The organism is Anaerobacillus sp. QJM3NY_32 (genome assembly GCF_056173645.1).
Map to the genome: position 1 here is coordinate 1,148,557 of NZ_CM149684.1, position 24,973 is coordinate 1,173,529.

A 24,973-nucleotide genomic window follows, 5' to 3' on the forward strand; every position below is an offset into this window, starting at 1 on the left:
ACCAAATTCCTTTGGTTGCTCTCTTCCATATTCGAACGAATTTAAAACTTCATTCCACCCATATCCTCCCAAAGTAATAGCATCAAAAATAACCTTAGGTAATCCTACCTAAGGTTTCGTTAAGGGAACCTATTACAAAGGTCTGTCTCGTTTATCGTCGCCTGCGACGTTTGCGTGATAAAGGGGGTGGCGGTCCGATAACGACAGGACTTTTCCCTTCAATTGGATCTAGCGCTTTTTCCATTGTTTTCGGGTCTATGCGATACGCTTCTTCATAAACCTTCAGAGGGGTTTTCGTCAGCATGCTAGAGCCATCTTGCGTTTGGAAGCGGTCGTTGTTAAAGAATAATAACAGCAAGGTCTCGTCCGAATCTGCCTTAATCCAGTGCCAATAGCCCATTGGAATAAAGACCGTTTCACCAGCTTTTCGTAGCTGATACGTTAATAATTGATCATTGTTCGGGTTGAGGATGCCAACGGTTGCGGATCCAGAAGCGAGGTATACCAATTCCCATGAGTTTGTATGCCAGTGCGGCTCGCGTACAGATCCTTTCGACATTCTTAATTCGGCAAGTGAGCCGCCAATCATCGCTGGCATTTGCGCTGAGGTTAAGAGATAAATGAGGTTTTCAGGATCTTTCTTAAACGCAACATTATCTTTTATATCATAAAAAAGGTTCGGGTTTCCTTTTCGACCTACTAAGTTTCGGTTATCCGTAATATAGCCTGATACTGGAGTTGTCATATATTCTCCTCATTTCTGTTTCAATTCTCTACTATTCTATGAAAAAGGATAAGCCCGGTGTAGGTGCCAGTCCACTGGCCATGAAATAGGGCGGAGAAGCGCCTATAAATGCACTCGACCAGGCACAACACGGCCCCTATTCGCAATAGATTAAAGCGAAGGGGGCAGATCGTTGTGAGCGATCACTATCTAGGTATTATCCTTCCCAAATCAACCTATGAGGCGATGCCTGAATTACAGGGTGGCACGCGCAGCATGTTTATGATTTGGGAGAAGTCAGCAAGAGAACTTGGCATGATCCCTTGTTATTTTCGATTCTTTGATCTAAAGCCAGGCGTCGCGACGGTGAAAGCCTATGTGTATGAACAGGAAACGTTTGTCGTGAAAGAAGTTCCAGCGCCGAAAGTCATTTATACACGCGTGCTCGATTACTTGCCAGCTTACCGTTCGCATATCAAATCTTTAATGAAGGAGGGCCGCGTCGTTTACAATGTGCCGAATTATGATGTGGAGAAGCATAAAGTTCACGAAGTCCTGATCAAGCATGACAATCTTCGAGACCACTTGCCTGAGACGGAGCTCTTTACGATCAACAACTTAAATAAAATGGCTGTACGCTACAAGCAATTCATTCTCAAGAAAAGCTATGGCGAATTCGGCATTGGCGCGATGAAAGTTGAGCGGGTAAAGCACGGATGGCGCCTCTCATATAAAACAAAGGAAGGCGAGCTCAAACAAGTTGATTTCAAAAAGACGCTGCCTGCGGTGCTCGTTAACCGACTCCGTTCGCATACGTACATGATTCAGGAGATGATTCCGCTAGCTGATTTTAACGGTCATCCGTTTGATTTGCGCGTCGCTGTTCAAAAGAATCGAAATGGAGACTGGCAGGTGTCGGGCGTCATGTGCAAGGTGGCGAATGGGGGAGACTTTCTAACGAATGGAGCACAAGGGGGAACGACGTACACGTTTGAAGCTGTTGCGCCTCATTCCCATCCAGGAATTTCGTACGAAACGCTCCTACAAAGCATTGAACAGCTAGGAATTCAAACCGCCCGCGTACTCGATCACCATTTTCCGAAGCTAGCCGATCTTGGATTCGATATTGGCATCACAAAAGCGGGTAAGCCTTATTTTATTGAATGTAACTTTATCTCAGACTATGTGAGCGGATTGTTTGAGGATGGAGAGCTCCTTCACGATAAGTGGGAAGCGGTCTTCAGAACGCCGATTGAGTATGGGAGGTATTTAATGGAGGGGCTTTAAGTAGCTAACGTAATAATTGAACATACACGTAAAAAAGGGTGAAGAATGTTACCTCAATTCTTTACTCTTTTTGTTTATGCTTTCTATATCGAGGAGTTTATCTGTAACAAGATAGGCTCCTTTTATAATGTACGATGATTTTCTAACCTAATCGGTATCAAAAACTTGTAGAGTACAATGGAAGAGGCGTAACATGATAGATGCTAGAATGACGAAAAGGGAAACAACGTGCTACAATCTCTGTGAGTTGATAAATCATGTTAACTGCGTCTATCTGTAACCTTACGAATAGATTCATAGATGAAAGAAGATGCAATTCAATCAGTGTACTGATAAAAATATAGGAGGATTCACAATGCTAACGAACCCAAAAGCTATTTTCATAGATATGGATGGTACGATCTTGAATCACTATAACAAGGTGAGTGAATATACGAAGCAAGTGATTGATGAGTTACGAGAGAATGGCATATACGTCTTTATCGCAACCGGCAGAGCTGCGGATGAGATTAAAGAGCTTGTCCCTGAAGGATTTCAAGTGGATGGCATCATCTCTTCAAATGGGATGGCAGGGTATGTTGAAGGTAAGGCCATATTTGAACATTCACTCGAGCTTGACTTAGTTGAAAAGATTATTGAAAAAGCGCGTGAGCAGAAAATTTATTATGAGCTCTTTCCATACGGAGGAGATCGCATTGCTTTAGAACAAGATCGTCACTATATGGAAGAGGAAATTAAAGATCCGCAGCCAGAAGGCGTCGGGCTGAATGAATGGCTTTCGCGTCAAGAAGCAATCAAAGAAGCGATCAACTGGAAAGCTCAAATTGAAGGAAATAAGTTTTCCAAATTCTATTTCTTCGCTCGAACGAAAGAACATATCAATCAATGGAAAGATGAGCTAGAAAATATCAAGCAGGACATTGATTTTACAACGTCAATCTCTTCAGCGCATAACGTCGAAGTAATGGTAGCCAATGTAAACAAAGCGACTGGCATTAAAGAAATGCTCCAGCATTTTGACTTGTCAGGTGTAGAGACGCTTGCCATAGGCGATAGTAACAACGACTTACCGATGTTCCAGTTTGCCAATTATGCTGTAGCCATGAAAAATGCATCGGACCAAATTAAAGAAATCGTCGACGATGTGACGGAATTTACGTGTGATGATGACGGTGTTTATCATTATTTGAAGTCGATTGTCGTGCGAGATTCTATTAGAAATACATGATTATTGATAAAAAACTCGGTTAAATCCGAGAGAAGGCTAATGAGATTTCTTTATTCACTAAAGAGAAACGATTCTGCAACATCATAATAGCCTAGTTATACAACAATAATCTTCAACAATCGGACGCAATTCCTCATGTAGGAATTGCGTTTTTTATTTCCAAAAAAGATTGAGGATATGATTAAATTTCGAAATGGTTCTAAACAAGAAAATGTAGGTCATACCGTATAAATAAGGCTCGAGTCGATAGCTTAAATAACATTTCGCTAGGTGTAATAACTGTTATTCTTGCGTCGTTAATGCTTAATATCTTTCATTCAATTTAGTATTGCCTCAGTTATTTATACGGTAAGGAAGGTGTCTTCTTCTATCAAAATAAAAGTTATGTCAACCGGTTGACACCTGAAAGCGCTTACGATATATTATTCTGTAATAAAAGGATTTTTTAATCTGTTTGGCGTTGTAGATGTTTCGTATGAGAGTCAACAAGTTGGAATAAAGAAGGTGATTTAAGGTAAAGCAAGATGGTTAACCCCATTAAATATAGTGAGGAGTTATGCTTTTGAATCGTTTAATGAATAATGATGAGATTGTTCGCAAATTTCTTATATTTACTGCATTCGGGTTAATGATAATGTTGTTGATCTGCAATAAGGTAACGGCAGAAGTGCAAGCAGAGCGTACAAAGGAAAATGAGGAGGTTTCAGCAATTAAAGCATCAACAAATTTAACGGATTGGGTCATTCATGGTGAAGGTACACTTGAAGATACAGTACAAGGGTTAAAGCTTACTTCGGGAGCAAATGAGAATGTAATGGCGATTTCAAACGTTCAATCAGAAAATTTTATATACCAATCTGATATACAGATATTAAATCAATCAGCAGATGCTACGTTGATATTTCGATCTAGTGAAGATGGCTGGGATTCCTATATGGTTCAAATAGTGCCGGATGCAGGACTGATTCGTCTACGTGATGCTCGGGACGAAAGTAGGTTAATAGAGGAATTTGACGTTAACATTCAAGAAGGTGAAATCTATCATTTAAAGGTGAAAGTAGTAGAAGACAATATTAAAGTATATTGGGAAGATCTATATACGCCAGTGATAGATTCGAATGTATCGCTTCATCATCATGGATACCTGGGGCTGAATGTTTGGAATGGGTCTGCACTATTTCAAAACGTGAAAGTGAGTGAACTTGCAACGAATTTGGGTCAGTCTCTAGTGGAAGAAGGAGATTGGGAACCAAACATTAAAGGATTAAAAGGAATAGCGCGAGAGAATGAAATAGTTAAGAAAATATATGACACACAGGCCAACAACTTCGTGTTAGAAGGTAATGTCTCCGTTGATGAAAAACAAATGGAGGCAGGTTTTACATTTCGCATGAATGAGGCTGGAACAGAGGGCTATCGAGCTTTGCTTAAGAAGCAAGGGGATGAAGTTGCAGTACAATTACAAAAAGCAGATGGTACGGTACTCGGGGAATCTAGTCGAAGTTTCAAGTCACAAACCAATACTAAACACCACTTGGAAATCATAGTGAATGACGAACAAATCACAATCTATCTAGAAGGCTACGCAGATCCCGCAATTGAATTAACAGATAGTAGTTATACTAGTGGTTTAGCAGGATTGATGGTTTTAAGAGGTGCAGCTTATTTTCAAGATGTTTACTTAGTTTCTTCAGATAGTTATTATAAAGAAAATTATAGGCCTGATTATCATTATACACCGGCTCGAGAATCGGCAAGTGATCCAAATGGGCTAGTCTATTTTGAAGGTGAATATCATCTGTTTCATCAGAACGGTGGACAATGGGCACATGCAGTTAGTGAAGATTTAGTTAATTGGAAGCATCTACCTATAGCTTTGCCATGGAATGATTATGGTCATGTATGGTCAGGATCTGCTGTGGCAGATTTAAATAATGATTCCGGCCTATTTTCAGATACTGGGGGTAAAGGACTGGTAGCATATTATACTTCTTTTAATCCAGATGCCGATAATGGCAATCAACGAATTGGTCTTGCGTATAGTACGGATCGAGGTCGTACGTGGGAATATTCAGAAGAACATCCGATCGTTATAGAGAATCCTGGAAGTAATGGAGAAAATCCAGGCGGTTGGGATTTTCGTGATCCCAAAGTGGTGCGTGATGAAGCGAATGACCGCTGGGTGATGGTTGTTTCGGGAGGAGATCATATTAGATTTTTCACTTCCCATGATCTTATTAACTGGGAACACACCCAGAACTTCGGCTATGGTGACTACATTCGTGGAGGGGTATGGGAATGTCCGGATTTGTTTCAGCTTGAAGTCGACAATACAGGAGAGAAGAAGTGGGTCCTCATGCTTAGTACAGGAGCCAATCCGAATACAGAGGGATCAGATGCAGAGTATTTTATTGGAGACCTAACACCTGACGGCAAATTCATCAATGACAATCAACCTGGAGAGGTATTGAAAACAGATTATGGGAAGGAATTTTATGCCTCTATGTCGTTTGCAAATATGCCGGATAACCGTCGTGTTACGATGGCATGGATGACGAATTGGGACTATCCATTTGCCTTCCCGACAGAAGGATGGAATGGTCAACTAACGATTCCAAGAGAACTACGACTCACCTTAACAGATATAGGCATTAGACTAGCACAATCGCCGATTAAAGAATTAGAAACAATTCAAAGAACCGTTTTTGAAACAGAGAATAAGCTTGTATCTCCAAAGAATGACAGTAATTTATTAAACAAAGTAAACGAAGCTTCCTATCAATTAGAAGCGGAAATTGAAATTCCTGCTGGTAGTGATGTGACAGAGTTTGGTTTTCACGTTCGTGAAGGTTCTGAACAAAAAACTGTTGTCGGATATAATAATGCGGAACAGAAATTATTTGTGGATCGTTCCGAGTCAGGCAGGACGGATTTTTCGAATGAATTTACTACAACCCATACGACAGGATTACAACCGAAAAATCAGCGAATTAAATTAAATATACTAGTGGATAACGGGTCTATTGAGGTTTTTGCTAATGATGGGGAGACAGTTTTTTCAGATCTCATTTTTCCGGATGCAACGAGCAGGGGAGTTAGCTTTTATACTGAAGGTGGTCAAGTTCAAATTATTTCCTTGAAAGTACACTCTTTAGAGGATATTTGGGATCGGGAAATGGAAGATGGACCCCAAATTGTACTTGATAAACGTGAAAAAGAAATGAATATTGGGGATAAGCTAGCTGTTAATGCGGCAACTAAAGGTATTAACGGGAATGGAACGAAAAAACTTAAATGGAAAACGTCTGATTCCGATATTGTGAGTCTTCGCTCTTCTACTAATAACACCGCCTTAATTGAAGCTGCAGGCGCTGGCAAAGCAACGATTACAGTTTCTACGCCAAATAACAAGGTGTCTGAGAGTTTTGAAGTGAATGTATTTGAGGGGGATTTTAATACTAATCTTACTGGTTGGAAGTCAGATATTGATACCGTCAAATGGGTTGCAACTGAAGAAGGAATTCGCGGATTACATACCGGTGATTCCAATTATATAGCTGAGAATACTGGGGGCGACTTTGTTTATGAAGCAGAAATGACACTTCATGAATCTGGAGGTGCCGGTGCTATTCTTTTTCGTGCCAGTGAAGATGGTAGAAGTGGTTATTATTTTAATTTAGATCCTAATATGAACGCTTTCCGTCTTTTTTATAAAATAAATGGAAGCTTTGAAGAGCGTATGGTAATCGGTAAGGTTCCAACATTTATTCAGCCAGGGAAGACCTATAATGTGAGAATATCAGCTAATGGTCCCCGTATTCAAATTGATGTAGACGGAGAAAAGATAATGGATATAAGAGATGGAACCTTTGCAGAGGGACATTTTGGTTTAAATGTATTCGGAGGCAGAGCGGTCTTTCAAAATGTAAAGGTTAGTAACGTATCTGAAGCTGCTTTACGTGAAACGACCTTTATTAATCAAAGAACAGGTCAATCTCTTTATGCAGCTTCTTCTCAAAATGGGGTGCCTGTCACTGCTGATGAAGAGCCTACGACCTGGACACTTATACCAACTGGTGATGAGCATGACTCTTATTCCATACGAGCGAAAGCTAGCAAAGCAATTGATTTTGATTCGGTACAGAAGAAAATTCAATTATACGATTACCTTGGTTATGATAATCAGAGATGGATCATTCAAGAGAATGATAATCAAACCGTCACCATCTTATCTGTGTTCAATGATGAGGCAATGACTATATCAGAGGATGGGAATATCATGCTTCAACCATATGATCCAGAGAATACACGCCAACAGTGGGTTACATCGAATTAAGAATACTAGAATCTTAATTTTGTTCTCTCTCCTAGTTTCTAACGGGTGTGCTGTGGATTATTAAATGAAAGAGGAAGTTGAGAGTGACTTCCTTCTTTCTCAATTGGTTAATTGCGTTTGGGTTCAGTCAATTAATAACAAACTAATGATAAAGTATTGTGAAAGATTTATTTGGATGAAATTTCGTCTGCCCTTTCGTTTTCACTAAAGATTTATCAAATCAGTGGAGGGTTATGATCATGGTAATGTCACGCTGGTATTTAAGACTTGGCACCTGGGCGTTTAATCTGTTTTTGTTGAATTTATTATGGTTTTTTTTCACATGTACTGGCTTGATCGTACTGGGGATATTTCCAGCTACTGCGGCTCTATTTGCTGTTCTTCGGCGCACTATTATAGAAGATAATGACCTTCCAGTATTGAAGCTTTTTGTAAGGAATTTTAGAACGGAATTTATAAAGGCTAATCTTTTGGGGTATCTTTATGTTTTATTTGGATTGGTGTTGTACATGTATTTTCAAGTTGTTCAGCTTATCTCCTCCAATCAATTGCAAAGCATTATGGTTAATATAACGGTTGTTATCAGCGTCTTGTATTTCATTACGTCTTTGTATGTCTTTCCGTTATTTGTCCATTTTGACCAAAAGAGTTTTCAGTACTTGAAAAATGCTTTAATATTAGCGGTAGGTAGGCCGGTACGAACGATAATGATGCTCCTAGGACTACTGTTATTAACGTATATATGTTTCCGTATAACAGTACTCATTCCTGTAATAGGCATTAGTTTGTCTTGCTATGTTATTATGTGGACCGCTTTGAAATCGCTACCAAAGGAAACGAAAACCCTAGAATAGACAAAGGGTTGATTTCTCAAATAGTTAAGTAATTAGTGAATTGATATGGAAAAAGTTGCGAGGAGATGGATGATGAAAAGGGTAAAGTTAGATGATGTTGCAAAAGCAGCAGGAGTAACGCGCACAACAGTTTCTAGAGTGATTAATAATCGCGGATATATAAGTGAGCGTACGAGAAAAAAAGTAAAAGAAGCGATGGAAGAATTAAATTATTATCCGAACGATCTGGCGCGGTCTCTTTATAAAAAAAAGACGCGCTTTATAGGATTAATCGTACCTACTATAAGCAATCCGTTCTTTGGAGAGCTGACTTTTAATGTTGAAAATATGTTGGCGGATTTAGGCTATAAGGTTATTTTGTGTAACAGTCTGGATAATCAAGAAAAAGAAGAGTCTTATTCGGATATGTTGATTCGCCATCAGGTCGATGGAATAATAGTTTGTTCCCATAACAGAGGAATTAGTACTTATCAACGCCAAAACATCCCTGTTGTAGCCGTTGATAGGTATTTATCAACAACAGTTCCTGTCATATCTTCGGATAATTACCAGGGAGGGAAGATGGCTGTCGAGCATTTGATAGAAAAAGGTTGTAAGAATATTGTACATATTAATGGCCCGGCTCAGCTAGAGACCCCTACACAGTTAAGAAGAAAAGCTTACGAGGATATTATAACAAATCCTATTACTTATGAAATTCAGGATGTATTTGATGTGCAGCAAACGATAGAGCTTATACGAAAGATCTTTGCCGAAGTTCCGCAAGTGGATGGCATTTTTGCAAGTGATGATATGATTGGCGTTTCTTGTTTAAATGTTGCTAGAGAGATGGGGATTGAGGTTCCAGATCAATTGAAAATTGTCGGCTATGACGGGACAAAAACACTAATGAATATTCAACCCAACTTAACAACCATCAGGCAGCCTATTGAAAGTTTGGCTAAGAGTACAGTGAACACCCTTCTGAAATTAGTTGACGACCCGGAAGCAACAGTTGATTTAGAAACGGTACTACCGGTCCAATTACTGAAAAACAGAACAACTTAAATTTTTGAATCGCTACTACTTTTTTTATGTCAACCGGTTGATATTTGTAAGCGTTTGCTATATGATATGAACAAATAATGTAAATTTTTAAAAAAAGGGGGGGTTACATCATCACAATATGTCAACCGGTTGACTTAAATCACATTCTTATTTGAAGGGGGAGATTTTTTGGAGAATAAAAACATTTTATCCAACACCTTGCCAAAAACAAGTCAAGCAATAAAGCGTAAAGAAAAGTCACAAACAAAACGTCAACATAAAAAAAATATGCGCACCAATTATATCCTCTATCTATTTCTGCTTCCCGCTATCATCCTAACACTTGTCTTCCATTATGTGCCCATGTATGGAACCGTTATTGCATTTAAGGACTTCAGTCCGACAAAAGGAATTTGGGGAAGTGATTGGGTCGGGCTAGAGCACTTCACTAACTTTCTACAGTCGCCCAATTTTCTGAGTATCTTGATGAATACAATAAAGCTCAGTTCTTTCGATTTGATCATTGGCTTTCCTATTCCGGTCATTCTGGCCCTCATGTTAAATCAGTTAAAACGGGCTCAGGTCAAGAAGAACGTCCAATTAATTCTTTATGCACCGCATTTTATTTCAGTAGTAGTAATCTCAGGAATGTTGTTTATTTTCCTTTCTCCCACAGGGCCGATAAACAGTATAATGACACTTTTCACTAATGAGCCATATTCATTTATGTCTGATCCAGATGCATTCCGATCCATTTATATTTTCTCGGGGGTATGGCAGAGCGCTGGATTTGCATCGATTATCTATGTGGCAGCATTGTCGAATGTTGATCCACAGCTCCATGATGCTGCTACGATTGATGGAGCATCTTTGCTCCAAAGAATAAGACATATTGATCTTCCTACACTAAAGCCAGTTATGGCCGTATTGTTCATATTGGCTGCGGGTGGAATTATGGCTATTGGATTTGAAAAAGCCTATTTATTGCAAACAAGTATGAACTTGCCAGCTTCAGAGATTATACCAACCTACGTTTATAAACGCGGATTACAGGCTGGAGATTATTCATTTGCAACAGCCGTAGGATTATTCAATGCCGTTATCAATGTATTCTTACTGTTCTTTGTGAATTATGTCGTCAAGAAACTTAATGATGGTGAAGGTCTTGTGTAAAAAGCGCTAGAGGGAGTGGGAAGAAAATGAACAATATAATTAACAATTCACGGAAAGACCGATATCTACTCATTATCAACAAGATTCTTTTGTCAGTTATTGTTTTAATCGTGTTAGTACCTCTTTTGTATGTGCTGCTGGGTTCTTTTCTCCAGCCGAGTATCTTGTTAACTAAAGGGTTCTCACTGAATCCCGATCATTGGACAATTGATGGCTATTCACAAATTTTTGCCGATGGGACGATTATGAGGGGATTCTTTAATTCCATATTATACGCTACTACATTTACGTTTATATCTGTACTAGTTGCAGTGCTTGCAGGATATTCCTTATCCGTTGACAATCTGGCTTGGAAAAAGAGCATCATGTTTTTCTTCTTACTTACCATGTTTTTCAGTGGCGGGTTGATTCCTACATACTTGGTGGTTCGAGGTCTTGGATTGTTAGATACGATTTGGGCAGTTATTCTACCCGGTTCCGTCTCTGTCTGGAATATCATTTTGGCAAGAACTTATTTTAAAGGGCTTCCAAAAGAATTAAAAGAAGCGGCCAGGATTGACGGTGCCTCCGATTTTATGATTTTCGTAAAGATCATTATTCCATTATCTAAGCCGATTATATTTGTGTTGGCACTATACGCTTTCATTGGTCAGTGGAATGCTTACTTTGAGGCAATGATTTATTTGGATGATCAGACTAAATACCCGCTGCAGCTCATTTTGCGATCTATATTAATACAAAATGAAGTCCAACCTGGGATGATCTCAGATCAACTGGCTATGGCTGAAATGCAAAGGTTATCAGAAATGATTAAATACTCATCCATTGTGCTAGCTAGTTTACCTTTACTAGTTATGTATCCATTTTTTCAGAAGTACTTCGAAAAGGGTGTTATGGTAGGCTCATTAAAATAATGAAAAGAGGAGAAATGTTATGAAAAAGGTAAAGAACGCGTTGTTTGGAGTGGTGTTAGGGTCGTTGCTACTATCAGGATGCTCAAATGAACAAAGTGCTGCTAAGGATTACGAGCTATCAAATATTACCTTCCCAGTTGAAGAGGATGTTACGCTTAAGTTTATGACTGGAAGCTCTCCGATGGCTCCGGAAGATCCAAATGATAAATTAATAAGTCAACGTTTGGAAGAGGAAACAGGTGTGCATATTGAGTGGGATAGTTATTCAGGAGAAGCGTTTGTTGAGAAGAGAAATTTAGCAATGTCAAGCGGTGATTTTCCAGATGCGATTATGAACTCTGGATATAGTGACTATGAATTATTAAACCTTGCAGATGATGAAGCGATCATTCCTGTAGAAGATTTAATTGAGGATTATATGCCAAATTTACAAAAGGTGTTTGAACAGGCACCAGAATATAAGGAAATGGTAACTGCACCAGATGGTCATATCTATTCTTTTCCATGGATTGAGGAGCTAGGTACTGGTAAAGAAAAGATTCAGGCAGTAGAGGGCACAGGTTGGATTAATGTGAAATGGCTGGATGAATTAGGACTGGAGATGCCTCAAACGACGAAGGAATTAGAAGAAGTACTCAAGGCGTTTCGAGATCAAGATCCTGCGGGTGAAGGACAAACGATTCCTATGTCCTTTATTTTAAACGGGGGACAAGAGGACCCTGCCTTCTTATTCGGCTCGTTTGGTGAAGGGGACAACTGGAATCATACGGTCGTTTCAAATGATAAAGAAGTCGTATTCACGCCAACTACAGATGGTTATAAAGAGGCGATTAACTATTTACATGGTCTTTATCAGGAAGATTTAATTGACGTGGAAGCGTTTGAGCAGGATTGGAACAATTATGTTGCCAAGGGTGGTAACGAACGCTACGGTGTATATTTCACATGGGATAAGAATAACATCTCAGGTGAAAATTATGAGATGTTGCCTGCTTTGGAGGGACCGGATGGTCAAAAAAATGTAGCCGTAAGCAACTCGCTTGGTTTTGATCGATCAAGAATGGTCATTACGAGTTCTAATCAGAATCTGGAGTTAACAGCAAAATGGATTGATCAGATGTATGCTCCACTTCAGTCCGTTCAAAATAATTGGGGCACATATGGAGATGAAGAGAAACAAAATATCTTCGAATATGATGAAAACGAGGAGATGTTAAAGCATTTAGAACTAGAAGGAACTGCTCCAGTTGAATTACGGGAACAATCAGCGCTTGGTGGTCCGTTAGCTATACTGAATAGCTACTTTGGCGAAATTACAACAATGCCAGATGATGCTGCCTGGAGAATGGACTTACTTCATGAGAAGTTAGTCCCTTACATGAACGCAGATTATACGTACCCAAATGTATTTCTTGAACTAGAAGAACTCGAAACAATTTCTGAAATTGAGGCAGATTTATTTCCTTATGTGGAAAGAAAGCGCTCAGAATGGATTGTCAACGGTACAGTGGATGAAGAATGGGAAGCTAGCTTGGAAGAGTTGGAGCGTTTAGGCTTAACGGAATGGATGGAAATTAAGCAAAATGCATTTAACAAATATATGGAAGCACAGGAGGACAAGTAATTGAAAACGCAAGACTTGCTAACATATAGACCTTACTTACATTTTGCTCCTAAAAAGTATTGGTTGAATGATCCCAATGGCATGGTTTACTTTAAAGGCGAATATCATCTGTTTTTTCAGCACAATCCCAAAGACTGTATACATGGCCCTATGCACTGGGGCCATGCAGTAAGTAAAGATATGATCACTTGGGAACAACTGGATATTGCTTTATACCCTGATGAACTTGGAACGATATTTTCTGGGAGTGTCGTGGTGGATTGGAACAACACATCTGGATTCTTTCCGAATGAACCTGGTTTAGTGGCGATATTTACCCACCATTTACATGAAGAAGGGAAGATGCCCGTTCAAAGGCAAAGTCTCGCATTTAGCCATGACGACGGGAGAACCTGGACAAAATATAAGCATAATCCAGTCCTTGTTGACGATACAATAGTAGACTTTAGAGATCCAAAAGTTATATGGCATAACGATACAAATCGATGGGTGATGGTTGTAGCAACTGGTCAAACGATATCAATTTATTCATCTATCAATCTAATAGACTGGAAATTTGAGAGTGAATTTGGAGAATCGGTAGGGTCTCATGAAGGAGTATGGGAATGTCCTGATTTGTTCGAGCTACCGGTCACTGGAAGTAACAAATCCGAATGGGTGTTGCTAGTTAGCATTGGGGATAATCCGGAATTTGAGAATGGTTCGCGCACTCAATATTTTGTCGGCTCCTTTGATGGCCAAAACTTTTCAACCCATCATGAAGATATTAAGTGGTTAGACGCAGGAAAAGATAATTATGCCGGGGTAAGCTTTTCTGATATTCCTGAGAAGGACGGGAGGAGGATTTACCTTGCCTGGATGAGTAATTGGCGCTATGCAAATGAAGTTCCTACCTATGGTTGGAGAAGCCAAATGACGTTACCGCGCGTTCTTCAACTCCAGCAAGAGCATGAAAGCTATACAATTATTCAAACCCCTGTGCAAGAGCTAGATTCTTATTTTACTGAATCCAAATCCCTAAGGAATGTGGGTGTCTCAGCTGATTCACCGCTAAAGCTTAAGTTGGATGAACCGTATTTTAAAATGAACTTTGTTATTGAGAGTATGGATGCTGAAGCTTATAAGGTTATGTTACATCACTCTGCTGAACATTTTACCTCCATTCACATCGACACGAAAAAGGGAGAATTGTCACTGGACAGGAGTGCATCAGGGGAAGTGGATTTTTCTAGAAATTTCACTCATGTTCAAACAGTAAAAATCGATCGTACGGAGGAGATGAAACTTACGGCAGTGGCTGATGCTTCTTCCATAGAGTTATTCATCAATGATGGAAAATACGCATTAACCAGTCTGATCTATCCTGACAAAATATGCTCAGAGCTTTCTGTATCTAGTGTAGGAGGGGAAATTAACATAGCTAAAGGCACTCTTTCAGTGCCAAGTAAGTAGGTTTCTCTTCAAGATAAAGTTTGACGCAAATGAAGAATAGATAGAATTTACCGCCAACTAGAATGAAGCAAAGATTAACTAAACAAAAGCCTCATCTCAATTATAGAGCAATTGAGATGAGGCTTGTTTTTTTGCATAGCCTTGTATCAAAAACAATCATAGTGGAATTTCAGTACATATTGCTTTACGTTTTCAGCTGAAAAATACGGTTTTACGATAGAGAACGGAACTCATTATGCTTGTTAATTTCTTTTCGATTTCACTACAAGTGATTGTAGCGTATCGCTAAACGATCTTCGCATCGATGTTTTTAAAAGAATCGACGTTTGAGGGGAGGCGAGCTGATCTAAGAGCGTGAGCAGCTGCGATTGCGTTGTCACGTTATGAATGGCTGACGGATTCATGCCTAACTTAGCGGCCTCGCTACAAATCGGATAGGCGTTTTTCCCGACGGCGATTAGCGCATCCACGTCTTTCTTCGCGACAAGCGCACCGACTTTGCGATGCTCCTGCTCGGCGTAGTGACCGAGCTCTTCCATTTCACCGAGGACGGCAACTGTTTTTCTTCCCTGAGCGGTTTCAATGAGAACTTCCAATGCCGCTTCGATAGAAGTTGGATTTGTATTCCACGTGTCATCAATAAGCAGGCTGCCCTTTCTTCCTTCATGAAATTGCAGATGACTTTTGACGTGGTGAAAGGACTTCAAGCGACGGATGGCGTCTGGAATCTTCACGCCAACGAGGGAGGAAGCGGCGATCGCTGCGAGCGCATTGAAGACGTTATGCGTGCCGTATCCTGGTACAAAACAAGAAAATTCACCTTCACGACAAACAAGGATAAAATCCATGCCGTTCTTCTGAAGATTGAACCGAATGCTGCGTGCTCGGAAATGAGCTGACGAATCCTGTCCATAGTAAAGAACCTTACCGGTAAATTCGCTTAGATCAAGGTTTCGGATCGTTTCGTCGTCTCGGTTTAATAGAATCGTCCCGTTCTTTCCAACGGCTTTTAACATCTTCGCTTTTTCCGCGATATACGCATCCTGACTTAGAAATCCCTCGATGTGATCCGTACCAATGGCTGTGATAATACCGATCTGTGGCCGGAAATAATGGGCGGAATAAAGAAGCTGATTAGACCCAGAAACGCCCATCTCAAACACAGCACTGTCTGTTGCACCATCGATTTCTAGTAAATAATCGAGGTTTCTCGCCAGTCCATTATGACTTAACTTCGTACTAACAACGCGATCTCTTTCCTTCAAAATCCACGTGATCATTTCCTTCGTCGTTGTTTTACCGCAGGTGCCTGTCACTCCAATGACAGGTAGCTGAAATAAGCCTCTGTAAAACGAAATAAAGCGATAATACGCTTTTCTAACGTCTTCTACATAAATGACCGTAACGTCTTCTTTCACATTCTTAAGAGCTTTCGGGTTAGAGGTGACAACCATAATATTTTTCGCTTTATCTGGTAAAGACATGGACGACTTTCGTTTAAGCATAAAAACTAACGACTGATCTGTAATAAGGTGCTCTCCATATTTTGCGGCGTTTTTCACTGTTTTTGCGGTGCTTCCAGATAAAACCGTTCCTTCTAGAACAGGAAGGAGCCGTGGTAGTGGAAGATGCTTCATATTAACCACACTTTCGCTTTAGACTTACTCCTATCTTATTCCAGACAAGGGGGAGGTGTACGGGCATATCTCTCCTGTCATTCTACCAATCTTTTAGGAGCACATTCCTATTTACTTCCAAATGCATATACTACCTTCGTAGTCAGTCGGAAGAGAATGATATGTTTTATGCAATGGAGCGGAGGGAGTAGGATGTTAGGCGTCAAATCGTACCTTCAGAAAAATGATCGGTTGATTGTATCGAAGAAATCTCACATTAGTCGCGAGGTACAATCGGAAAAGACTTATCGTATTCAATTTGGCATCAAATACTGGAACGTCACTGTATATCATTCAGATTATGCGAAAGAAGATGAACTCCATCTCTCAACGAACGTAATCGAAGAGCTCGACCTCCCATTATCGTGTCATTATGATGTTATCGTGCAAGGTGACACGATCATTATCGGTCCATTTATTGGGATTCTTTGCGAATTAACAAACAGAAAGCTAGTCGAACTAGTATCCACATACAAAAGCTTCGTCAAAGGCTACCGCGCGATCGGCGGAGCGGTGATAGTCTTCTCTATCGAAGGGATTCAGAAAGAAAAGCGAATGATCAACGGCTTTCTTTATCATCCCGTGAAAAAAGTCTGGGAAGTTATAAAGCTCCCTTATCCTGCCGTCGTGATGTCCATTGCCGAGCCAAGCTTAACGTCCTCCTGGGAGAAGTTTCACGAGTGCATGACCGATTTTGAACTTCGTTTAGGAGGAAGAGTGTTTAACTATCCCCATTTCTCAAAATGGGAAATGTATCAAATGTTGCGTCCTGAATTTAAAGAATATCTGCCGGAAACCGTGCTGTACGAGGATGTGCAGAGCGTCCGCAACATGCTGCGTAGACATGATAGCATCTATATCAAGCCATTAAACGGCCGATTAGGGAAAAGCATATTGAATGTGAAGAAGGAGAAACATCACATTATCGTGAAATACGATGAGAACCGAAGAAGCCGCGAAGAACGTTTCGAAAATCAAGAAGAGAGCGATGCCTTTTTCCGAAAGCATCTTGAGACAAATAGCTTTCTTATTCAGCAAACGATCCCACTCAAAACATACGAACAAAGAGTTATCGATTTTCGCGTGATGACTTCAAAGAATCATAAAGGAATGTGGGAAACAATCGGGATCTATTCACGCTATGGCGCAAAAGGGCAAATCGTCAGCAACATTACGGCCGGCGGTCATACCGAAATAGCGAGGGCAACGTTAAAAAACGTCTGGAAGCTACAGGACAAAGAAATTCAAAGGGTAGAAGAAGAAATGAAACGCGTCGTGTTAAACTCGATTCAGAAAATCGAAGAACAGGGCTACCATCTAGCCAATATCGGCGTTGATATCGGATTAGACGACAACTGTCAGATCTCAATCATTGAAATCAATCATCAAAATCCCGATCCGTATATTGCGATGATGGCGAAGGATCGACTGGCGTTCTATACGAGCCGGTATCAGAATATGAGATATGCACGGTATTTGGGTGGGTTTTAGGTGGGGGATAATTTATGTAGAGAAAACTTCAGTTGGTGTGGGTTTTATAGGTGAATAATTAGAAATAAGCTAGCTATCCTTTTAAATCTTCTTACAAAAAGCTAATCGAGATTAGCACATAAGAAAAGGATAGCTATATTACTCTAATGACATTCTTCAGACGCTTCATTGATTGAACCTTTCAGCAAATTCAACTATCGGATCGACGCGGAAACAAAGCGGCTTCATCTCTTTAAACGAACACATCACTTGATCGGATGATTCATCAAAGAAGACGATCGCATAATCATCATCACTTTCCGAGAAAACACGCTGCCCATAAGGTAGCGAATCATCATGTTGAAGTGTAATATCCTCTATATCAAATGTTGAATAAATCCATTCTTGTACTCGCTCACGAGCTTCCATGTTTTAACCTCCTTTAGTAATCACTACTCCTATTGTTACCCGGATTAAATGATGATTAAGCCATTTTTATGTTATTTTAAGTAACAGAGACCTTTTTTAGATGGGTGAAAATGGCACGTAATAGGCGGCGAAATAACGGTTGAAATCGGACGGAATGAGGTTTTAGATCCTAGAGGAAGAGCATTTAGCGAGATTAGTATTAGTGAATGTTAGAATGATTCTAGTTAGCTAATAAAAAGTGATTTTAGCCAATATATTTCGTTTTTAGCCAATAAAATGATAAATTAGCCAATATATTGGTATTTCGGCCAATAAACAGCCGTTTACCGGAGGAGAGACGTTATGAAATTTCATTTTGTTCCAATCTCATTCGAATCTGCACAGGAGATTGATGATTGGCACTATGAGGGAAAGTTTGCTGACCTTTATATGACCCCTTACTTTATATCTGGTGAGAAAAATGGTGTTTTCACAGGTCCTGGGGGCTGCGATGGATTTGTCGCTATGCATGAAGGGACTGTTTCAGGTTTATTTGAGTTTACGATCGTCGATGGAGGATTGGAGATCGGACTTGCTTTAGCTCCTGATTTAATTGGAAAGGGAATAGGTCCCGATTTCGTGAAACAGGGCATTGCTTTCGGTTTAGAGCAATATGAAGGCGTGAACGATTTTATCCAGTTAGAAGTGGCTGCCGCAAACAAACCGGCCATGCGCGTGTATGAGAAGGTAGGGTTTGTGAAGACAAACCAGTCCGCAGATCAGGTTGAAATGAGGCTTCCCGTAAAGCAGAAGCTTTAATACTGGTATTAAAAAAACTATGGTCTATCAGTACATAATCGCCTCTCACTCTTTCGCCCCATTCAAGCATTATTGAATGGGGCCATTCGTTGTGTTTCGGAAAATGGGGAGAGGGATTGTCTCTTCGATTTGAGCGATAGAACGGAGGGGATGCGGTATCCCGATTCATAACTAGCGTAGTTAGCTAGGCTAAGGTGGTCAGCCGTTGCTTGTATGGACCAATTCCTTAGTTCCGTTAAATGTTTTAGCCTCATATAAAACGCGAGCTATAGAAACTTTTTACATAGATTAGCTTAACCAAATAAAAGCTTCTATAAAAAGGTACGCCTATTAAGTACAAAAGCCTTGAACTATTTCATGAAGTAATTATAATGGGGAATGTTGATATGCGTTACACGAACTATTTCAAGTGATGGAAATGTAACTTATGAATAGATACTAGGGGGGACCATTCCCTCGCTAGAAGCAGAGAATGGGTAAATTTCAGGCATATCTGTAGAGAAATTGGTGCAGTTTGTGAAACCACCTTTTGCCGGAATTTTAACACGACAGTTCGATAGATTAGAAGACGAAGCAGAAGAAGGAGAATCATCATGCCGACAACTATGACCAACACAAGAACCGAATCCGATTTCTTGGGAGAAAAGGAAGTTCCGATTGATGCTTATTATGGCATTCAAACGCTACGCGCCGTGGAGAACTTTCCGATCACGGGCTATCGCATCCATGAAGAATTGATCAAAGGGTTCGCCATGGTGAAGAAAGCGGCGGCGCTCGCCAACATGGAAGTGAAGCATCTGTATGCTGGAATTGGAAACGCAATCGTCGAAGCAGCAGATGAATTGATGGAAGGAAAGATGCATGATCACATCATCGTCGACCCGATCCAGGGAGGCGCTGGTACTTCCATTAACATGAACGTAAATGAGGTCATCGCGAACCGCGCGATTGAATTGTTAGGCGAAGAAAAAGGGAACTATATTGCTTGTAGCCCGAACACCCATGTGAACATGTCACAGTCAACAAACGACTCGTTTCCAACAGCTATTCATCTATCCGTCTTAAATATGATGGAGCAGTTGCTAAGCACAATGGAAGACATGCATGCCGCTTTCGAACAAAAAGCAGAAGAGTTTAACCACATTATTAAAATGGGACGCACCCATCTTCAAGATGCCGTGCCGATTCGACTTGGTCAGGAGTTTCAAGCTTACAGTCGCGTGATTGCGCGCGATATGAAACGAATTAAACAATCCCGTCAGCATTTATATGAGTTGAACATGGGCGCAACGGCAGTAGGAACGGGACTGAATGCCGATCCGCGCTATATTGAATTCGTTGTAAAAGAACTAGCGGAAATTAGCGGTTTACCACTCGTAGGAGCGGAAGATATGGTCGACGCCACGCAAAATACCGACGCCTACACCGAAGTTTCTGGCGTGTTAAAAGTGTGTATGATGAACATGTCAAAAATCGCAAATGACCTAAGGCTAATGGCGTCCGGACCACGAGCGGGATTAGGCGAAATCAGCTTGCCAGCAAGACAGCCCGGATCTTCGATTATGCCTGGTAAAGTGAATCCCGTCTTACCCGAAGTTATTAACCAGGTCGCTTTCCAGGTAATCGGAAACGACAACACCATCTGCCTCGCTTCAGAAGCAGGGCAGCTCGAATTAAACGTCATGGAACCCGTGCTCGTCTTCAATTTGCTTCAATCACTCAGCATCATGAAGAACACGTTCCGCACGTTCACAGACAACTGCCTAAAAGGCATCGAAGCGAATGAAGACCGACTCAATGAGTACGTCGAAAAAAGCGTCGGCGTCCTAACCGCCGTAAACCCGCACATCGGCTATGAAGTAGCAGCGCGAATCGCCAGAGAAGCAATCCTAAGCGGCGCCTCGATCCGAGAGCTTTGCTTGAAGTACGATGTGCTCACTGAAGAAGAACTAAACTTAATCTTAGATCCGTACGAAATGACCCATCCAGGAATCGCTGGTGTGTCGTTATTTGATCGAGAGTAAGCCGAACGGTGTTTGAAAGATAGATCGAGAATAGGGAAAAGTCGTACTTTGCGCTCGCGCGAGGTGCGGCTTTTTTGTAGTGGTGATGGAGGGCGGGGGGTGGTTAGGTTGGGGGGCGTGGTTAGAATGATTCTAGTTAGCTAATAAAATGGAATTTTGGCCAATATAATCGGATTTTAGCCAATAAAGAGCGATTCTCTCCTATCACGAGGGTATTCTTGCTCAGTAATCGCACGTTTCAACCAGGCACGCCTTCTTAATTTCGGGAAACCCCTCACCTAACCCGATACTTCCTACTGAAAAATCGTTTTCGATCCCAGCGGAAAACTCAGCTTCTCCATCATTAATCGTACCATCGACGTTCAAGCCACCCATTTCACTTTGATAAACATTCGTGAATTCAACAGAATCGATATGCTCGTAATTGTTCATCAGGAAGCTTTCAACAGATTTTTTAGCATTTGTTTTTGTTTCATCATCATACTCGTCACTACAACCTGCTACAAGGAGAAGGAGTGTGCCAAGAAAAATGATTCGTTTTTTCACAGAGTCACCTCAGATCCATATTTAGTATTCACAAACTCTTTCTTCACACCCTTTTTTCCGAGGTGGGAAATTTTTGCTTCGAATGGCTAACCCGGCGACTGTAAAATCGTCTTCGAGGTTGATGGTGAAATCCTCCCCCTGATTCACCGTACCATCAATCGCCATGCCGCCCATTTCTGTTTGATAGGGGGCGTCTAATGTCATTTCTTCTATTAAAAAGTTGTTCACCATATAGCTTTCCGTTACTTCGGTTGCTTTCTGGATGGTCTCCTCATCATACGTTTCTGCCTGGCATCCGCTAAGAAGGATCACCAAAGCGAGAAAAGCACCTCTATAGGACTTCATTCCATTTCCCCTCCTATCGAGTCAGTGTTCATATGTACATGTGCGCTCCATACAGTCCTCTTTTCGATCCGGAAATGTCTCGCTTATCCCAATACTCCCAACCGAAAAATCATTTTCAATTCCCGCAAAAAAAGTGTCCTCACCGTTATTCACTGATCCCTCTACCGTCATGCCGCCCATTTCATTTTGTTAGACGGTTGTGATTGTAACGGATTGGGTCTCTTTAAAGTTGCTCTTGATGTAATTTTGTGTGGAAGCCTCCGCTTTAGCGATGGTTTCTTCATCATACGTTTCTTGGGAAGATCCCCAACTACACCCACCGAGAACAATTAAAATAAGAAGCACCATAAAAAGTCGTTTTAACAAAAAATCACCTCGCGATCAGGAAAGAGAAGACGCGCTTTTTTCGTCACGTTAATAGTCACAAATGTTCTCCAGACACGCTTCTTTCTTCTCGGGAAAATTCTCACTCTGGATCGACATAACTGAAATCGTCAAATCATTATTTAACATCACTGAAAAAGCCTCTCCATTTGCTTTACCCTCAAGCTTAAAACTTCCCATCTCTCCCTGATAGGGATCCTTCAGCGTGATCTGTTCAATGCTCTCATAATTATTTTCTATATAGCTTGTCGCGCTCGCTTTCGCTTCTTTGATCGTTTCCTCGTCATATTCCTCTCTTTGCATCAGACTACATCCCGTAAGTAAAAGAAATGTTAATGCCAAAAGAGAAAGGGGCCATTTCATAAAATCACTTCCTTAGAAAGATACAATCTATCATTTGAGACTAGATATTAACCTATTCTTCCAGCTGTCCATAGTCACACGAGTGCTCCAGGCACGCTTCTTTCCGCTCGGGAAATCCCTCGCCCTTCCCGATCCCTCCGACCGTGTAATCTTCATTTACCCCAATATTAAATGTGGCCTCCCCATTGACCGTTCCGTTTATCATTAAACCTTCCATCGGATCACTCGTATCCTCGCTGAACGTCATTATTTCTACGTCTTCATAATTATGGCGCAAATAGCTTTCTACGCTTTCTCTTGCTTTTTCAAACGTTTGTTTATCAACCGTTTCTGATGAAGAAATGGCGTTACATCCTAATAAAGAGATTAAAAGGAAGATGCTAATTGTACGTTTCAAAAAAAACCTCCCTGTTAAAGAACATAATGACAACTTAGTCATCACAAACTTTCTCCTTACACGCTGGTTTCTCTACAGGGAAACCCGTTCCTTCGCTGATCGCGATCACCTTTAACGAGTTGTCCATATCCATTGAGAACACATCCTCACCATTTACTTTTCCTCGAATCACAAGCCCACCCATAGGGCTACTATGATCGTCACTAAAAGTGACCTCATCAACGTTATCATAATTTGCTCTTAAAAAATGTTCCGCTTCTTTCTCTGCTTGTAAAATGAATTCTTCCGAATACTCATTACTACCAGTAGAGAACAGACTACACCCGCTAAGGAAAAGGGCGAGCATGATAAAAATTGGTACTTTCCATTGCATGATGATCACCTTTCGTGAACGGCGGTTAGAAGTTGCCCCTACCACTGTTAGAATCATTCTAGTTAGCCAATAAAATGAGAATTTGGCCAATATATCGCGAGTTTGGCCAATAAATTAGGAGATTGGCCAATATATTTCGTTTTTGGCCAATAAAGAGGACGACACTCGGTATAAGAGGGGAGATTAATAACGAGGCCACCATGTTCAGTTAGTAATCACACGTTTTTTCGATACATTCCTGCTTACGGTCAGGGAATTCTTCTCCTTTTCCGATGCTTCCAACTGAAAAGTCATTTTCGACTTCGACATCGATCGAAAAGGTTGCTTTGTCATTCCCATTTACAATGCCAGAGATCATCATGTCGCCCATCGGACTAGTTGTGTCCTTATCAAACTCGATCTGATCAATATCTCTATAATTGTGAATTAAGTAGCTTTCAGCTGTAGCTCTTGCTTTTGAGATCGTTTCATCATCGTACGCTCTTGATGAGTTCTGGCTACAGCCGAAGAGCAGGATAAGGCATACAACAAATAGAAGGGGCCTTATATTCAAAACGAATCTATCCTTTCTTTACAAGTTTCTAACAAACTTTCTTTTTACATTCGTCTTTTAATTCTAGAAAAAACGCATCATGAGAGAAACCAACGACATTGTAATCATCTTCCTAATTTAAATTTAAGGTGAAGTGTTTATCGTCATTAACTTGACCACTAATGAACACAGTTCCCATTGGTGAAAATTGATGCGAGCTGATTTGTACATGATTAAAGGTTCGGTCACTCACAAATCTGCTCTTTACACGCTTCTTTCATATCAGGGAAATCCTCTCCTGGAGCTAAATGCCCAATTGAAAAATCACTTCGAACCCCAGCTGTAAATTCAGCCTCCCCGTCATTAATCGTTCCCTCAATCGTTAAACCACCCATTTCACTTTCATAGGAACTGGTTATCTCAACGGATCCGATATCTTCATAGTTATGAGCAATAAAACGTTCAACCGATTTCTTTGCCTTATCGATTGTTTCCTTATCATAGTCGTTTCCCTGTGAGAAAAAACCGCAAGCCCCTAATAGAATGGAGAGGGTGAAGAATAAAAATAATCGTTTATAAAAGGGAACCACCTCGTTTTGATTCACGTTGTTAATAGATTGGTAGTGATGAAAAACGCTGAATCTAATTATACCAAATAAAGGTAGAGGATGAAGAGAGCGTTAATTTGCTAGTTTCATTACGATTGAAAAGCATGTTTCGTATATGAGGGTAAGTGGTAGTTAAAATAGAAAGTTACAATATTTGGATGGTGTGAGAATAGGAGATTTGAAGGGGGTATACATGTCTTTTGGTAAAAGGTTCCTTATTACATGGTTGATTGTAATGATATTAATGAGTATTGAGTATGTATTTTTGCCTGATCATGTCATTATAAAGGGTCTTGCACTAGGTTTAACAACTATGACAGTTGCTACCGTATTGAACAAACTGTATCCTGCAAAAGAAAAAACGAAATAATCGTACATCCATAACCAGGTAAGATCATTTTTCACAGCTA

The 24,973-nt window shown here is 40.5% G+C and carries 24 protein-coding genes; 13 read left to right on the forward strand and 11 right to left on the reverse strand.

The window, feature by feature from the left end; translation table 11 throughout:
• Positions 1-151 precede the first annotated feature (151 nt).
• The gene (locus AC0VYH_RS06235) at positions 152-745 is read right to left on the reverse strand and encodes a cupin domain-containing protein (protein WP_303529763.1); all 594 of its coding nucleotides are present in this window, start codon (positions 743-745) and stop codon (positions 152-154) included.
• Between the two features lie 174 nt (positions 746-919).
• On the opposite strand from AC0VYH_RS06235, the gene AC0VYH_RS06240 reads away from it, so the two are divergent.
• From AC0VYH_RS06240 to AC0VYH_RS06280, 9 genes are all read left to right on the forward strand, one after another.
• Entirely contained in the window at positions 920-2,011 is a 1,092-nt protein-coding gene (locus AC0VYH_RS06240) for a YheC/YheD family endospore coat-associated protein (RefSeq protein WP_475373455.1), read from the forward strand.
• Positions 2,012-2,366: 355 nt separating this feature from the next.
• A complete protein-coding gene (locus AC0VYH_RS06245; RefSeq protein WP_475373456.1) occupies positions 2,367-3,239 on the forward strand; it encodes an HAD family hydrolase in 873 nt (290 codons plus the stop codon).
• Positions 3,240-3,801: 562 nt separating this feature from the next.
• Positions 3,802-7,575: a GH32 C-terminal domain-containing protein gene (locus tag AC0VYH_RS06250; RefSeq protein ID WP_475373457.1), complete on the forward strand. Its 3,774-nt coding sequence runs from the start codon at positions 3,802-3,804 to the stop codon at positions 7,573-7,575.
• 239 nt (positions 7,576-7,814) lie between these two features.
• A complete protein-coding gene (locus AC0VYH_RS06255; RefSeq protein ID WP_475368647.1) occupies positions 7,815-8,429 on the forward strand; it encodes a YesL family protein in 615 nt (204 codons plus the stop codon).
• Positions 8,430-8,501: 72 nt separating this feature from the next.
• Positions 8,502-9,476, forward strand: coding sequence for a LacI family DNA-binding transcriptional regulator (locus AC0VYH_RS06260; RefSeq protein WP_475366896.1), 975 nt, complete (start codon positions 8,502-8,504; stop codon positions 9,474-9,476).
• Positions 9,477-9,743: 267 nt separating this feature from the next.
• A complete protein-coding gene (locus AC0VYH_RS06265) occupies positions 9,744-10,628 on the forward strand; it encodes an ABC transporter permease (RefSeq protein ID WP_475367470.1) in 885 nt (294 codons plus the stop codon).
• 26 nt (positions 10,629-10,654) lie between these two features.
• On the forward strand, positions 10,655-11,542 hold the full coding sequence (locus tag AC0VYH_RS06270) for a carbohydrate ABC transporter permease (RefSeq protein ID WP_475368649.1): 888 nt from the start codon (positions 10,655-10,657) through the stop codon (positions 11,540-11,542).
• 19 nt (positions 11,543-11,561) lie between these two features.
• Complete coding sequence (locus tag AC0VYH_RS06275; RefSeq protein WP_475373458.1) at positions 11,562-13,166, forward strand: extracellular solute-binding protein; 1,605 nt, start codon at positions 11,562-11,564, stop codon at positions 13,164-13,166.
• A complete protein-coding gene (locus tag AC0VYH_RS06280; protein ID WP_475373459.1) occupies positions 13,167-14,618 on the forward strand; it encodes a glycoside hydrolase family 32 protein in 1,452 nt (483 codons plus the stop codon).
• Between the two features lie 242 nt (positions 14,619-14,860).
• On the opposite strand, the gene AC0VYH_RS06285 is transcribed toward AC0VYH_RS06280, so the two are convergent.
• On the reverse strand, positions 14,861-16,255 hold the full coding sequence (locus tag AC0VYH_RS06285; RefSeq protein WP_475373460.1) for a Mur ligase family protein: 1,395 nt from the start codon (positions 16,253-16,255) through the stop codon (positions 14,861-14,863).
• A 192-nt stretch (positions 16,256-16,447) separates the two neighbouring features.
• Here AC0VYH_RS06285 and AC0VYH_RS06290 point away from each other — a divergent pair, with 192 nt between their 5' ends.
• On the forward strand, positions 16,448-17,785 hold the full coding sequence (locus tag AC0VYH_RS06290; protein WP_475373461.1) for a YheC/YheD family endospore coat-associated protein: 1,338 nt from the start codon (positions 16,448-16,450) through the stop codon (positions 17,783-17,785).
• Between the two features lie 165 nt (positions 17,786-17,950).
• Here AC0VYH_RS06290 and AC0VYH_RS06295 read toward each other — a convergent pair whose 3' ends face one another.
• Complete coding sequence (locus tag AC0VYH_RS06295; RefSeq protein ID WP_430245072.1) at positions 17,951-18,193, reverse strand: hypothetical protein; 243 nt, start codon at positions 18,191-18,193, stop codon at positions 17,951-17,953.
• Between the two features lie 342 nt (positions 18,194-18,535).
• Here AC0VYH_RS06295 and AC0VYH_RS06300 point away from each other — a divergent pair, with 342 nt between their 5' ends.
• Positions 18,536-18,991 carry a GNAT family N-acetyltransferase gene (locus AC0VYH_RS06300; protein ID WP_430245070.1) on the forward strand — a complete coding sequence of 152 codons (456 nt, stop codon included), beginning with the start codon at positions 18,536-18,538 and terminating at the stop codon, positions 18,989-18,991.
• Between the two features lie 593 nt (positions 18,992-19,584).
• The gene (aspA, locus tag AC0VYH_RS06305) at positions 19,585-21,015 is read left to right on the forward strand and encodes an aspartate ammonia-lyase (RefSeq protein ID WP_194220727.1); all 1,431 of its coding nucleotides are present in this window, start codon (positions 19,585-19,587) and stop codon (positions 21,013-21,015) included.
• A 222-nt stretch (positions 21,016-21,237) separates the two neighbouring features.
• Here aspA and AC0VYH_RS06310 read toward each other — a convergent pair whose 3' ends face one another.
• The 8 genes from AC0VYH_RS06310 to AC0VYH_RS06345 form a co-directional block, all read right to left on the reverse strand.
• Positions 21,238-21,561 (reverse strand): DUF1433 domain-containing protein, encoded by a 324-nt coding sequence (locus AC0VYH_RS06310; protein ID WP_475373462.1) that lies wholly within the window; start codon positions 21,559-21,561, stop codon positions 21,238-21,240.
• Between the two features lie 21 nt (positions 21,562-21,582).
• A complete protein-coding gene (locus tag AC0VYH_RS06315; RefSeq protein WP_475368652.1) occupies positions 21,583-21,906 on the reverse strand; it encodes a hypothetical protein in 324 nt (107 codons plus the stop codon).
• 189 nt (positions 21,907-22,095) lie between these two features.
• Entirely contained in the window at positions 22,096-22,272 is a 177-nt protein-coding gene (locus AC0VYH_RS06320; RefSeq protein ID WP_475368653.1) for a hypothetical protein, read from the reverse strand.
• Positions 22,273-22,320: 48 nt separating this feature from the next.
• Entirely contained in the window at positions 22,321-22,593 is a 273-nt protein-coding gene (locus tag AC0VYH_RS06325; protein ID WP_475368654.1) for a hypothetical protein, read from the reverse strand.
• Positions 22,594-22,705: 112 nt separating this feature from the next.
• Complete coding sequence (locus AC0VYH_RS06330) at positions 22,706-23,050, reverse strand: DUF1433 domain-containing protein (RefSeq protein WP_475373463.1); 345 nt, start codon at positions 23,048-23,050, stop codon at positions 22,706-22,708.
• Positions 23,051-23,084: 34 nt separating this feature from the next.
• Entirely contained in the window at positions 23,085-23,423 is a 339-nt protein-coding gene (locus tag AC0VYH_RS06335; RefSeq protein WP_475366906.1) for a DUF1433 domain-containing protein, read from the reverse strand.
• A 208-nt stretch (positions 23,424-23,631) separates the two neighbouring features.
• Entirely contained in the window at positions 23,632-23,976 is a 345-nt protein-coding gene (locus AC0VYH_RS06340; protein ID WP_475373464.1) for a DUF1433 domain-containing protein, read from the reverse strand.
• Between the two features lie 224 nt (positions 23,977-24,200).
• Positions 24,201-24,545: a DUF1433 domain-containing protein gene (locus AC0VYH_RS06345; protein WP_475366908.1), complete on the reverse strand. Its 345-nt coding sequence runs from the start codon at positions 24,543-24,545 to the stop codon at positions 24,201-24,203.
• A gap of 211 nt (positions 24,546-24,756) precedes the next feature.
• Between AC0VYH_RS06345 and AC0VYH_RS06350 the strand changes: the two genes are divergently transcribed.
• Positions 24,757-24,933, forward strand: coding sequence for a hypothetical protein (locus AC0VYH_RS06350; protein ID WP_475373465.1), 177 nt, complete (start codon positions 24,757-24,759; stop codon positions 24,931-24,933).
• Positions 24,934-24,973: the final 40 nt, after the last annotated feature.